This is a genomic window from Nonomuraea indica, assembly GCF_002850745.1.
GTDB classification, from domain to species: Bacteria; Actinomycetota; Actinomycetes; order Streptosporangiales; family Streptosporangiaceae; genus Nonomuraea; species Nonomuraea indica.
Window position 1 is genome coordinate 16,934 of record NZ_KZ559475.1, and the last position, 13,252, is coordinate 30,185.

At 71.3% G+C, this 13,252-nt stretch carries 10 protein-coding genes and 1 pseudogene; 7 read left to right on the forward strand and 4 right to left on the reverse strand.

Going from position 1 to position 13,252, the window contains the following annotated elements; genetic code table 11:
* Positions 1-67: 67 nt before the first annotated feature.
* Together CXR44_RS24200 and CXR44_RS24205 are read left to right on the forward strand one after the other, a co-directional pair.
* Positions 68-1,417 (forward strand): FAD-binding oxidoreductase, encoded by a 1,350-nt coding sequence (locus CXR44_RS24200; RefSeq protein ID WP_101788417.1) that lies wholly within the window; start codon positions 68-70, stop codon positions 1,415-1,417.
* A gap of 4 nt (positions 1,418-1,421) precedes the next feature.
* Positions 1,422-2,678 (forward strand): SAM-dependent methyltransferase, encoded by a 1,257-nt coding sequence (locus CXR44_RS24205; RefSeq protein WP_101788418.1) that lies wholly within the window; start codon positions 1,422-1,424, stop codon positions 2,676-2,678.
* 110 nt (positions 2,679-2,788) lie between these two features.
* On the opposite strand, the gene CXR44_RS24210 is transcribed toward CXR44_RS24205, so the two are convergent.
* Positions 2,789-3,235 carry a MarR family winged helix-turn-helix transcriptional regulator gene (locus tag CXR44_RS24210; protein WP_101788419.1) on the reverse strand — a complete coding sequence of 149 codons (447 nt, stop codon included), beginning with the start codon at positions 3,233-3,235 and terminating at the stop codon, positions 2,789-2,791.
* 92 nt (positions 3,236-3,327) lie between these two features.
* On the opposite strand from CXR44_RS24210, the gene CXR44_RS24215 reads away from it, so the two are divergent.
* Entirely contained in the window at positions 3,328-3,801 is a 474-nt protein-coding gene (locus CXR44_RS24215) for an SgcJ/EcaC family oxidoreductase (protein WP_101788420.1), read from the forward strand.
* On the opposite strand, the gene CXR44_RS24220 is transcribed toward CXR44_RS24215, so the two are convergent.
* Positions 3,782-5,317, reverse strand: coding sequence for a long-chain-fatty-acid--CoA ligase (locus CXR44_RS24220; RefSeq protein WP_101788421.1), 1,536 nt, complete (start codon positions 5,315-5,317; stop codon positions 3,782-3,784). The genes CXR44_RS24215 and CXR44_RS24220 overlap by 20 nt on opposite strands.
* Positions 5,318-5,463: 146 nt before the next feature.
* On the opposite strand from CXR44_RS24220, the gene CXR44_RS24225 reads away from it, so the two are divergent.
* Genes CXR44_RS24225 through CXR44_RS24235 form a run of 3 tightly spaced genes read left to right on the forward strand, consistent with a single transcriptional unit; the run spans position 5,464 to position 9,204 of the window.
* Positions 5,464-7,023: a GMC family oxidoreductase gene (locus CXR44_RS24225; protein WP_101788422.1), complete on the forward strand. Its 1,560-nt coding sequence runs from the start codon at positions 5,464-5,466 to the stop codon at positions 7,021-7,023.
* A 33-nt stretch (positions 7,024-7,056) separates the two neighbouring features.
* A complete protein-coding gene (locus tag CXR44_RS24230; protein WP_101788423.1) occupies positions 7,057-8,310 on the forward strand; it encodes a cytochrome P450 in 1,254 nt (417 codons plus the stop codon).
* A 54-nt stretch (positions 8,311-8,364) separates the two neighbouring features.
* Entirely contained in the window at positions 8,365-9,204 is an 840-nt protein-coding gene (locus CXR44_RS24235; protein ID WP_101788424.1) for an alpha/beta fold hydrolase, read from the forward strand.
* Here CXR44_RS24235 and CXR44_RS24240 read toward each other — a convergent pair.
* Positions 9,164-10,312, reverse strand: coding sequence for a TRM11 family SAM-dependent methyltransferase (locus CXR44_RS24240; protein WP_245899376.1), 1,149 nt, complete (start codon positions 10,310-10,312; stop codon positions 9,164-9,166). The two genes, CXR44_RS24235 and CXR44_RS24240, sit on opposite strands and share 41 nt — an antisense overlap.
* A gap of 228 nt (positions 10,313-10,540) precedes the next feature.
* Between CXR44_RS24240 and CXR44_RS24245 the strand changes: the two genes are divergently transcribed.
* Positions 10,541-11,782, forward strand: a complete 1,242-nt coding sequence (locus CXR44_RS24245) for a cytochrome P450 (protein WP_101788426.1) — start codon at positions 10,541-10,543, stop codon at positions 11,780-11,782.
* Positions 11,783-11,786: 4 nt separating this feature from the next.
* On the opposite strand, the pseudogene CXR44_RS39615 reads toward CXR44_RS24245, so the two are convergent.
* Positions 11,787-13,252: pseudogene (locus CXR44_RS39615) on the reverse strand (hypothetical protein); the annotation flags it as partial.

A 13,252-nucleotide genomic window follows, 5' to 3' on the forward strand; every position in this document is an offset into this window, starting at 1 on the left:
GCAGGGAGATACTTTCTTACGGACGATCTCTACCGGCTCAAGGGGGTGCGTTGCGGTGACGACGACGATGTCGACACACCGACGGGCAGTAGAGCAGATCAAGCGGTCCTACGCGGAGATCCCCGGCGGCGCCGCGCCCCGGCTCGCCAAGGCCACGTCCAACCTCTTCAGGTTCCGTGACCAGAGCCGCACCGCCAAGCTGTCGGCCAGGGACCTCGACGAGGTCATCAGCGTGGACCCGGTGACGATGACAGCCGAGGTCCAGGGCATGACGACCTACGAGCACCTGGTCGACGCCACGCTGCCGCACGGCCTCATGCCCTACGTCGTGCCCCAGCTCAAGACCATCACCCTGGGCGGCGCCGTCACCGGCCTCGGCATCGAGTCGAGCAGCTTCCGCGACGGCCTGCCGCACGAGTCGGTCGAGGAGCTGGAGATCCTCACCGGCGACGGGCGCGTCGTCGTGGCCCGCGACGACAACGAGCACCGCGACCTGTTCCGCGCCTTCCCCAACTCCTACGGCACGCTCGGCTACGCCCTGCGCATCAGGATCAAGCTGAGGCCGGTCCAGCCGTACGTCAGGCTCACCCACATCCCGTTCTCCGACGCCGGCAAGTGCATGCTGGCCATGCAGGAGATCTGCGAGCGCATGGAGCACGACGGGGAGCGGGTCGACTTCGTCGACGGCGTGTTCTTCGGCCCGCAGGAGATGTACGTGACGGTCGGCCGCTTCGCCGAGCGGGCCCCCTACGTCTCCGACTACACCGGCATGCGGATCTACTACCAGTCGATCAGGAGGCGGCACCGCGACTGGCTGACGGTCCGCGACTACCTGTGGCGCTGGGACACCGACTGGTTCTGGTGCTCGCGCGCCTTCGGCGTGCAGCAGCCCGTGGTGCGCTCGCTCATGCCGCGCCGCTGGATGCGCTCCGACGTCTACCGCAAACTGGTGGCGCTCGACCGCAGGTTCGGCGTGACGGCGCGGGCCGACCGCTGGGCCGGCCGGCCCGTGCAGGAGTCGGTCATCCAGGACGTCGAGGTCCCGGTCGAGCGGGGAGCGGAGTTCCTGGAGTTCTTCCACGACAAGGTCGGCATGACGCCGGTGTGGATGTGCCCGCTGCGGTCGTCCTCCGACTGGCCGCTCTATCCCCTCGAACCGGGCCGGCTGTACGTCAACTTCGGGTTCTGGGGCATGGTGCCGCTTCCCCGGGGCCGGTTCGACGGCTACTACAACCGGCTCATCGAGGACACCGTCCACGAGCTCGACGGGCACAAGTCCCTCTACTCCACCTCCTTCTACGCCCGAGAGCAGTTCTGGCGCCTCTACAACGGTGACGGTTACTGGCCGGTCAAACGGGAATATGATCCCGACGGGCGCCTGCTGGACCTGTACGACAAGTGTGTGCGGGGAAGGTGAGCAGATGCTGGCATCCATCTTCGAGAAGATCGTCGGCCCCGAGGCGAACATCGCCTTCCAGGCCTACGACGGCAGCAAAGCGGGGCCCGACGGGGCGGAGGTCACCCTGGAGGTGAAGTCCCCCATCGCGGTCGCCTACCTCGCCCAGGCCCCGGGCGAGCTCGGTCTGGCCAGGGCGTACGTGGCAGGGCACATCGACGTCCACGGCGATCTCTACACCCTGCTCGACCGCATGTGGAACATCACCACCAACGACCTGACGGCGGCCGGGAAGCTCGCCGCGATCCGGTCGCTCGGCCTCAAGCCGCTGCTCATGCGGGTCCCGCCGCCCCCGCAGGAGGTGCGGCGCGGCGCGCTGGCCAGGCTCGGCTCCCGCCACGCCAAGCGGCGTGACGCCGAGGCCATCCACCACCACTACGACGTCTCCAACCGCTTCTACGAGTGGGTGCTCGGCCCGTCCATGGCCTACACCTGCGCGGTCTTCCCCTCCGAGGACGCGACGCTGGAGGAGGCCCAGGAGGCCAAGTTCGACCTGGTGGCGCGCAAGCTCGGCCTCAAGCCCGGCATGCGGCTGCTCGACGTGGGCTGCGGCTGGGGCGGCATGGCCCTGCACGCGGCCCGGCACTACGGCGTCAAGGTGCTCGGCGTGACCCTCAGCAGGCAGCAGGCCGAGTGGGCGCAGCGCGCCATCGCCGACGCCGGGCTGCAGGACCTCGCCGAGGTCCGCCACATGGACTACCGCGACGTCACCGAGACCGGTTTCGACGCGGTCAGCTCCATCGGCCTGACCGAGCACATCGGCAAGGACAACCTGGCGTCCTACTTCTCCTTCCTGTACGGCAAGCTCAAGCCGGGCGGGCGGCTGCTCAACCACTGCATCACCCGGCCGACCGGCATCGAGAAGACCTTCAACAAGGGCGGCTTCATCAACCGCTACGTCTTCCCCGACGGCGAGCTGGAGTCGGTCGGCCACCTGATCAGGCGGATGGAGGACACCGGGTTCGAGATCCGCCACGAGGAGAACCTCCGCGAGCACTACGCCAGGACGCTGCGCCACTGGTGCGACAACCTCGACGCCCACTGGACCGAGGCGGTCCAGGAGGTCGGCATGGGCACCGCCCGGGTGTGGGCCCTCTACATGGCCGGCTGCATCGTCGGCTTCGAGCGCAACAAGGTGCAGCTCCACCAGGTGCTCGCGGTCAAGCTCGACGAGGCCGGCCGTTCCGGCGTCCCCCTGCGCCCGGCCCGCGACTGGCCCTGATCCGTCACCCGGCTCCGGCGGCGGCGCCGCCGGAGCCCCGGGTCCCCGCCTTGGCGCCGCCGGAGCGCGGAGTCCCCGCCGCCGCGCCGGCCGCTCGGCGCGGGCGGGCGTCAGCCCTGACGGGCGCCGATCAGCTCGTCGGTGGCCTCGGTGTAGGCCGTGGCGGCCCGGCGGAAGTAGTCGAACAGCGTGGCCAGCTCGTCGTCCGAGTAGCTCCCCAGCAGCTCGCCGATCCGCCGCCTGGTGCCGGCCAGCACCTCGTCCAGGCCCGCCAGCTGTCCGGTGGCCTCCACGATCACCTTGCGACGGTCGGCGGGGTCGGGCACCCGGCGGACGTGCCCGGCCTTCTCCAGCCGGTCGATGAGCCGGGTCGTCGCCCCGGTGGTCAGCCCCGTGCGCACGGCCAGCTCGCCCGAGGTCAGCGGCCCTGACAGGTCGAGCAGGTTGAGCGTGTAGTAGTCGGTGGCGTTGAGCCCCGCGGCCTCGGCGGTGGCCAGGCTGTTGAGCACCATCGCGCTCAGGTACCGGCGGAAGACCTCGGTCGGCGGCGTTGACATCCGAATTCCTCTTCTCTAATCTAATATCTGCAAGGAAGCAGATAATTCCTCAGAGCAGATACTGTTCTGGGTAAGCTACCAGAGGAGTGCTCATGACCATCTCCCAGCCCGCCGAGAAGGCCGTCCGCGAGCTCTTCGCCGACATGCGCGACGCCTGGGACCGCGGTGACGGCGACGCCTACGGTGCCTGCTTCACCGAGGACGCCACCTACACGACCTTCGTCGGCACCGTCTACCACGGCCGGGCCGACATCGCCGCCGGGCACCGGGCGCTGTTCGGCGCGTTCCTCAAGGGCACCCGCATGTACGAGCGGATCGACGACATCCGCTTCCTCGGCCCCGACACGGCCGTCGTGGTGTGCAGGGGAGAGGTGGCCAAGAAGCGGCCCCGCGAGCTGGGCAAGGTGCAGACCTACACGCTCGTCCGCGAGGCCGGCGGCCGCTGGCGCGTCGCGGCCTTCCACAACACCAAGCGCAGGAGCCTGATGGAGGCCGTCTCCTTCAGGCTCCTGCCCGCCAGCCGGCCCCGGGCCGCGGCCCCCGGCGCTAGCGCAGCTCGCGCTTGAGGATCTTGCCGGTCGCCGTCATCGGCAGCGTGTCACGGAACTCCACGATCCGCGGGTACTTGTAGGCCGCCATGTTCTCCCGGCACCAGGCGATCAGCTCCTCCTCGGTGATCGCCGAGCCGGGGGTGCGGATGACGTACGCCTTGACCTCCTCGCCGTGCGAGTCGTGCGGCACGCCCACGACGGCGGCGAGCGAGACGTCCTCGTGCGTCATGAGCACCTCCTCCAGCTCGCGCGGGTAGACGTTGAACCCACCACGGATGATCATGTCCTTGGCCCGGTCGACGATCGCGTAGTAGCCGTCCGCGTCGCGGGTGGCGATGTCGCCGGTGCGGAACCAGCCATCGCGCATGACCTCCGCCGTGGCCTCGGGCCGGTTGTAGTAGCCCTTCATGATGTTGTGGCCGCGGATCGCGATCTCGCCCGGCCCCTCGCCCTCGACCGTCTTCCAGTCGCCGTCGATCAGCCTCATCTCCACGCCCCAGATGGGGGTGCCGATCGTCCCGGGCTTGGCGGGCCGGCCCGGCTTGTTGAAGCTGGCCACCGGCGAGGTCTCCGACAGGCCGTACCCCTCCAGGATGCCGACGCCGAAGGTGCGCTCGAAGTCCTTGAGCACCTCCACCGGGGAGGACGCGCCGCCCGCCACCGCCACCTTCAGCGAGGCCGGCACCTCGCCGCCCTCGGCGTGGACCTTCGTCAGCAGGCCCCAGTACATGGTCGGCACCCCGGCGAAGAACGTGACCCCCTCCTTGCGCATCAGCGTCAGGGCGTCGCCCGGCTCGAAGCGCGGCATCAGCACGACGGCTGCGCCCCGGCGGAAGCCGGTGTTCATGATGACCGTCTGCCCGAAGGAGTGGAACAGCGGCAGCACCGCCATGAACACGTCGCCGTCCGGGGCCGAGGGGAACATCTCATCGCAGACCACGACGTTCATCAGCATGTTCTGGTGGCTCAGCTCGGCGCCCTTCGGCTGGCCCGTGGTGCCGGAGGTGTAGAGGATCACGGCGGTGTCCTCGGCCGAGGTCTGCACCGTCTCGAACTCCGACGGCATCCCGCCGAGCGCGGCCCAGATCGACTCGCCGTACTCCGACTCCGTGGCCAGCGGCGTGGCGGGCAGCACGAAGAAGTGCTCGCAGCCCTCGGCCGCCTCGAAGCCGGCCCGGCCCCGCTCGCCCAGCGGCAGCTCCGGCGTGCCCTCGAAGCAGAACAGCGCCTTGGCGTCGCAGTCGTCGAGGTGGTAGGCGATCTCGCGGCTCTGCAGCAGCACGTTCAGCGGCACGACGGTCGCGCCGGCCTTGAGGATGCCGAAGTAGACGAACGGGAAGTACGGCAGGTTGGGGCAGGCCAGCGCGACCTTGTCGCCCTTGCCGATGCCGCGCGAGACGAGCAGGTTGGCCACCTGGGACGCCACAGTGTCGATCATGGAGTACGGCAGCCGCATGTCCCCGAAGACCACGGCTGTGCCGTCGGGATTGTCACGGGCGCTGTCCTCCAGGACGACAGACAGGTTGAGCATGGACGCCTTCCTCCCTTTTCGCAGCTTGGGCGCTATCCTCGCAGCGCACCCTACCGGCCGGTACGTGACGTGGGCCACACCCGGTTATGGACGAGCCTGCCCGGCTGGAGTAAGCAGGTACCACGTCGCTCATCCCTGGAGGAGTCATGGAACACGACTACGTGATCGTCGGCGCGGGGTCGGCCGGCTGCGTGCTGGCCAACCGGCTGTCGGCCGATCCCGGGGTGTCGGTGGCGCTGGTCGAGGCGGGCGGCCGCGACGACAAGCTGGAGATCCGCATGCCCGCGGGGTTCGCCAAGCTGTTCAAGACCGCCTACGACTGGAACTACACGACGGCCAAGCAGCCCGAGATGTCCGGCCGGGAGCTCTACTGGCCGAGGGGCCGGGTGGTGGGCGGCTCGTCGTCCATCAACGCCCAGATGTGGGTGCGCGGCCACCGGCTCGACTACGACCAGTGGGACGTGCCCGGCTGGTCCTACGACGAGGTGCTGCCGTACTTCAAGCGAGCCGAACGCCGGGTCGGCAGCAACCGCGGCGGCGTGTACGGCGAGGCCGGCCCGCTGTACGTCTCCGAGCTGCGCAGCCCCAACATCACCACGGCCGCCTTCCTGCGCGCCTGCGCCGAGCTGGGCCTGCGCCGGCTGGACGAGCTCAACGGCCCCTCCAACGAGGGCTACAGCCCGACCCCCGTCAACCAGAACCGCGGCCGCAGGTGGAGCGCCGCCGACGCCTACCTGCGTCCCGCGCTCAAGCGGTCCAACCTCACGGTGATCACCGGCGCGACCGTGGACCGGGTCGTCTTCGACGGCACGCGCGCCACCGGCATCGAGCACAGCGGAGGTGCCCAGATCAGGGCCAGGCGCGAGGTGATCCTGGCGGCGGGCGCCATCGGCTCGCCCCACCTGCTCATGCGCTCCGGAGTGGGCGCGGCGGACGAACTCCGCGACGCCGGCGTCACGCTCGTGCGCGAGCTGCCGGAGGTCGGCAAGAACCTGCAGGACCATCTCTCCTCCGGGGTGTTCGTCCAGTGCCGGCAGCCGGTGACGCTGACCAAGGCCGAGTCGATCGCGAACCTGCTGCGCTACATCGTGCTGCGCTCCGGCATGCTCACCACGAATGTGGGCGAGGCGGTCGCCTTCGTGCGGACCTCCGAGCAGGAGCCCGCGCCCGACATCGAGCTGATCTTCGCGCCCGGCCCGTTCATCGACCACGGGCTCACCCCGCCGACCGGCCACGGCCTGACCGTCGGCGTGATCCTGCTGCAGCCGGAGAGCCGCGGCCGGGTCGGTCTCAACGGCCGCGACGTGGTGATCGACCCGGCCTACCTGTCGCGGGAGGCCGACGTCCGGCGGCTGGTCGCCGGGCTGAAGACGGCCAGGCAGATCTTCGCCACCGCCGCCATGAAGCCGTACGCGGGTGGGCCGATGCCCCCCTACCAGGGGCAGGAGAACGACGACGAGCTGGCCCAGTGGGTGCGCGAGCGCGGCGAGACCCTCTACCACCCGGTCGGCACCTGCCGGATGGGCGCCGACGCGGAGTCGGTGGTGGACCCCGAGCTGCGGGTGCGAGGCGTCGAAGGGCTGCGGGTCGTCGACGTGTCGGTCATGCCGACGCCGAATCGCGGGCACACCCACGCGCCTGCCATCATGATCGGGGAGAAGGGCGCGGACCTGATCCTGGGCGGCGGGGGGCACGGGCGCCCTTGACGTAAATGATCACTTGCAGAAGGGTGGTCGTTCATGACGCTCTACGCCGATCTGGAGATGTCGCAGCTCACCTTCTGGGGGCTGCCGCAAGCCGCCCGCATGGAGGCGTTCCGGCGCCTGCGGCAGCTCGACCGGCCGGTGTTCGTGCCGGAGCAGGCCGTGCCCTTCATCAAGGCGGGCCCGGGCTACTACGCGCTCGTCCGGCACGCCGACGTCCTGGAGGCCAGCCGCAACGCCGAGGTCTTCAGCAGCGAGCCGTGCGCCAACAGCATCCCCGACATGCCCCGCTGGCTCGCCGTCTACTTCGGTTCCATGATCAACATGGACGATCCGGGGCACGCCAGGCTGCGCCGGATCGTCTCGCGGGCGTTCACCCCGCGCGTCCTGGCCAAGATGGAGGCCGATCTGGCCGCGGCCGCCGCCGAGATCGTGGACCGGGCGATCGAGGAGGGGCCGCAGGACTTCGTCACCCAGATTGCCGCCCGGCTCCCGGTCCGCGTCATCTGCGACATGATGGGCATCCCGCCCGACCGCCACGACTACGTGCTGCGCCGGACCAACGTGATCCTCGGCAACGTCGATCCCGAGTACACCGGCATCGGGGTCGAGCTCACCCGCCTCAACACGGCCCGCGGCCTGGTCAGGCTGCTGCGCGCCGGCCGCCAGCTCAGCCGGCTGGCCGCGCGGCTGGGCAAGGAGCGCCGCCTGCGGCCGACCGGCGACCTGGTCAGCCTGCTGGTCAACGGCGAGGAGCGGCTCACCTCCCAGGAGCTCGGCTCGTTCTTCATCCTGCTCGTCGTGGCGGGCAGCGAGACGACCCGCAACGCCATCTCCCACGGGCTCAAGCTCTTCACCGACCATCCGGCCCAGCGCCGTCTGCTGATGGACAACTTCGAGGGGCTCATCGGCAAGGCCTGCGACGAGATCATCCGCTACTCCACCCCGGTGATCCAGTTCCGCCGCACGGTCACGCGCGAGCACGAGATGAACGGCATGACCTACCGCGAGGGCGACAAGGTGCTGCTGTTCTACAACTCCGCCAACCGCGACGAGTCGGTCTTCACCGACCCCGACGTCTTCGACATCACCCGCGACCCCAACCCGCACGTCGGCTTCGGCGGGCCCGGCCCGCACCACTGCCTCGGCGCCCACCTGGCCCGCAGGGAGATGACCGTGATGTTCCGCGAGCTGTTCACCCGGCTGCCGGGCATCAAGGCCGTGGGCGAGCCCGACTACCTGCTGTCCAACTTCATCAACGGCGTCAAGCACCTGCGCTACACGTTCTGATCTCCGCTGCGAACCGCCCGGCCCGGTCCGGCCCGGGTGCTAGGTTACGCAGCCATGGAGATCAGGACTATCCACGCTAATGGTGTGGAGTTCGCGTATCTGGCCGTAGGGGAGGGGCCGCTGGCTCTGTGCCTGCACGGCTTCCCCGACACGGCGCACACCTGGCGCCACCTGATGCCCGAGCTCGCCGAGCGCGGCTACCGCGCCGTCGCGCCGTTCACCCGCGGGTACGCGCCGACGGAGATCCCCGCCGACGGCGCCTACGAGGGCGCCGCGCTGGTGGCGGACGTGCTCGCGCTGCACGAGGAACTCGGCGGCGACGGGGACGCGGTCATCGTCGGCCACGACTGGGGGGCCTTCCCCGTCTACGCCACGGCCGGCCGGTTCCGGCGGGCGGTGGCCATGGCCCTGCCGCCCGCCGGTGCGCTGCTGCCCGGACTCCTGGAGTACGAGCAGCTCAAGCGGTCGTTCTACGTGTTCCTGTTCCAGACCTCCCTGGCCGAGATGGCCGCCTCGGCGCCCGGCTTCCTGGAGGGCCTGTGGCGTGACTGGTCGCCCGGCTACGACGCCCGCCAGGACATCGAGTTCGTCCGGCGCAGCATCGGCCGGCCCGCGAACCTGGCGGCGGCGATCGGCTACTACCGCGCCATGCTCGGCACCACGCCGCCGTCCGGCCGCCACCCGGAGCCGGACCCCGCGTCCACCGGGCCGGTCCTCTACCTGCACGGCGAGCAGGACGGCTGCCTCGCTCCCGGCCTGGCCGAGGGCGTCCTCGACCACCTGCCCGACGGGTCCCGCGCCGAGCGGGTGGCCGGGGCGGGCCACTTCCTGCACCTGGAACGGCCCGAGGAGGTCAATCGGCTGGTGCTCGACTGGCTCGGCCCGGCCCGCTGACCCTCCTGCGGAGCACCGCGATCACCGGCCGCCGGCCGGACAGGCTCACCTCCAGCGCCTCCTCGACCCGGAACCCGCGCCACGCGGGCGCCGGCCCGTGGAGCAGGGCCACCGCCAGGCCGTCGTCGGCCAGCACCCGCCGTACCTCGCGCCGCAGCGCGTCGCCGTCGGCGGCGAGCCGTCCCGCCGCGGGCACCTGCCGCCCCCACGGCGGGTTCACCAGCACCCGGTCGGCCACGCCGGCGGGCAGCGGCAACCGCCCCGCGTCGGCCAGCATCCACCCGAACCCGCCCCGGCCGGCCGGGGCGGTGCGGGCGCCGGGCGCCCCGGAGGGACGGCCGGCGCGGGCCGCGTTGGCGGCGGCGGTTTGCAGCGCGGCGGGATCGACGTCGACGCCCAGCAGCCGGGCGCGCGGCGCCAGAGCGTGCGCCTCGACGAGCGTCGTCCCGGCTCCGCAGCACGGGTCCAGCACGGTGACCGGTGGCGCCACGTCCTGGAGGGCGGCGAGCCGGGCCATGGCGGCGGCCAGCGGCGGGTGCAGCGTCCCGCGCACCGACCCCAGCTTGTACGGCCTGCGATGCGTCGGCCGGGCGGCGGCGCGCACCGCGATCACCGCCTGGTCGTCCTCGATCGTGACCCGCCAGGCCAACGCCCCGGCCGGCGGCACCCGGCCGTCACGTCGGGTGTGGTAGCGCAGCCCGAGCGGCCCGGCGAGCGCCGCGCCGACCGCGTCCTCGACGTCGAAGCGGGTGTACGAGCGCCGCCCCACGAAGGTGGCCGACACCTCGAACCCCGCCCCCGGCCCGCTGTCGCTCGCCCCGCCCACGACCCACCGCAGCCTCAGCAGGTGCTCGACGTCGAGGGCGCGGGCCGCCGCGGCCAGGCGCCGCAGGCAGGCCCGCTCGGGACCGATCCCGTCGACGACCGCCGCCGCCAGCAGCACGTCGTCGGCCGTACGCAGCCCCAGGAGGCCGGGACCCGGCGAACTCGTCTCGAACCACACCTCGCGGTGCCGGATCCACCGCACCTCGCCGCCCGACGACGAGATCTCCGCAGCCACCAGGGGCTCGATGCCACGCACCGCCCTGGCCACGGCAAACGTCAACACGTGTCCTTCTCCCACGTCGCGACCCGGGACGGCGGCCGGCCGTCCCGCATCACCGGCGGTGGGGTGGTCCTCGGCCCCGCCGGCGGATCGCTAACGCAAGAAGAAGAAGGTCACGGGCGGCACCCTAGCGCTCGGCGACGCAGGGGCGCCATCGGTTTTCGCATCACGTACGTACGCCGTACGTCATAACCATTGACGGGGAAGGGTCCTTCTCCGAATGATGGCCTCATGAGCGCCGTCGACTTCGATCTGTCCGAGAGCGTCTTCTGGGCCAGGCCCATGGCCGAGCGGGAGGAGGCGTTCGACCGGCTGCGCGCGCTGGACAGGCCTGCCTTCTTCGAGGAGATGGAGGTCTCCTTCGCCCCGAAGGGGCCCGGCTACTACGCGCTGGTCAAGCATGCCGACATCGTCGAGGCCAGCCGCAACCCCGAGGTCTTCTGCTCGGGCGACGGCGGCGCGACGAACATCCCCGACATGCCGGCGGAGTTCGCCGAGTACTTCGGCTCCATGATCAACATGGACGACCCTCGCCACGCCCGCCTGCGCCGGATCGTCTCAAGAGCCTTCACTCCCAAGATGGTCAAGCAGTTCGAGGCCGACGTGGAGACGGCCGCCGCGAAGATCGTGGACGACCTGCTCGCCCAGGGCCCCGGCGGCGACTTCGTCACCGACGTGGCCGCCCGGCTCCCTCTGAAGATCATCTGCGACATGATGGGCATCCCGGAGAGCGACTACCGGTTCGTCTTCGACCGCTCCAACATCATCCTCGGCGGCTTCGACCCCGAGTACACCGGCGGAGACATGAACACCGTCGCCGAGCGCCTGCTCACGGCCGGGATGGAGCTCCAGCAACTCGTCCAGGACCTGGCCGCCTACCGCGCCGAGCACCCCACCGGCGACCTGACGTCCTCGCTGGTCAACGCCAACATCGACGGCGAGCGGCTGACCATGCAGGAGCTCGGCTCGTTCTTCATCCTGCTCGTGGTCGCGGGCAACGAGACGACCCGCAACGCCATCTCGCACGGGCTGCGCCTGCTCACCGAGAACCCCGACCAGCGCGCGCTGTGGCTGCGGGACATCGACGGACACGCGCCCCGCGCCGTGGAGGAGATCGTCCGGCTCGCCTCACCGGTGAACTTCATGCGGCGCAAGGTCACCCGGGACTTCGAGATGAACGGCAACCTGTACCCCAAGGGCCACAAGGTCGTGCTGTTCTACTGGGCGGCCAACCGCGACCCCGAGGTGTTCGACGACCCCCACCGGTTCGACGTCACCCGCGACCCCAACCCGCACGTCGGCTTCGGCGGGCCGGGGCCGCACTTCTGCCTGGGCGCCCACCTGGCCCGGCGCGAGATCACGCTGATGTTCCGCGAGCTGCTGCGGCGCGTGCCCCGGATCGAGGGCGGCTGGCCCGACCGCCTCCACAGCAGCTTCATCAACGGCATCAAGCACATGGAGTGCACGTTCTAGCGGCCTACGGGTTCGCCGCCGCCTTGAGCTGCCGGACGACCGTGTTGACGTCCGGCAGCAGCTCCTTGGACGTGGACGGGATCGTGATGTAGACGATCGCCGGGACGTCGGCGCCGGTGTTGACGGCAGCTGTGACGATGGTCGCCCGCTGCGTGGCCGACGTCAGCGAGTACGCGATGAGCTGGCCGCCGGCCGCGCCGACCTTCAGGGGCTGCTGGGCGATCTTGCGCACCTTGTTGTCCGCCGGGAAGAACTTCTTGCGCGCGTTCACCACGACCGCCTTGATCACCGGCTCCAGGTCGGTCTTGGAGGTGTAGAAGGACGCCATCCGCTCCGGCAGCGGGCCGGTCATGATCTGGGCGTAGACGCCGGGGCCCGTCTGGACGTACTGGCGGGTGGTGAAGCCGTACGTGCCCTGCACGGTCGGCCGCTGGTCGAGCTGCCAGGTGCCGCCCAGGCGCGGCACGGTGACGCGCGCCTGCGGGTCCTGGACCACGCCGATGACCGGGGCGGCCCTGCCCGGGTACCTCGGCAGCGGCCGGGTCGCGGTGGCGCGCCTCGAGGGGGCGGGGCCGGACGAGGTCTTGGCCGGGGGCGTGGCGGCGGTGGCCTTGGGCTCCTCGCCGGCCAGCGGGCCCGCCAGGAACGCCCAGCCGAGCGCCGCCACCAGCGCGATCGCCACCGATCCCGCCAGGGCGTAGATCCAGATGGGCCGGCCCTGCTCCTCCTCCAGTTGCTCGTGCTCGCCCATGGCCTCGTAGTTGTCTCCGAAGACGGTGTTCCAGAGCTCCTGCTGGCGCTCCGGCGGCGGGGTGCGCGAGCCGCTGATCTGACCGGCGGTCACGAACGGCCGGTCAGGGTCGGACGGGTCGCGGCTCAGGTTCGCCCCCGGCCTGGCGGGGTCGGGGGGCTGGCCGTCCCCGGCCGGCGCGGCGTGCCCGGAGGTGGGCCCGGAGGTGGGCCCGGAGGCGTGCTCGGGGCCGCCGGCCACGCGCTCGTCGCCCGGGTGGGCCCGGCCGCGCGGCACGGCCCGCTCGTCGAGCGGAGTGCCGGCACCGTGCCGGATCTCCGGCGCGGCTCCCGGTCCCGGCCCGTAGGGGTCCTGCGGCATGCCGTCCGGGCTCCCGCCGTACGGGCCCTGCGGCACGCCTTCGTGGCTCGCGCCGTACTGGCCCTGTGACCGGCCCTGTGACGGGTCCTGGTACGGGCTCTGCGACGGGTCCTGGTACGGGCTCTGTGCGGGGTCCAGGGGCCGGCCCTGTGACGGGTCCTGGCGCGGGGCGCCCTCGGCCGGTGGTCCGTACGTGGCCGTGCGCTCCATCGGGTCGGCGGCGGGCTGGGCGTCGGCTCGCGGCCAGGGAGCGGGAGAGCTGAGGTTGGACCACGCGCCCGTCGACGGCCTGGCCTCCTGCCAGGCCGGGACCGGAGCCTGCTGGGCGGTCGGCGGGGCCTCGGCGGGCGCCTGCGGGC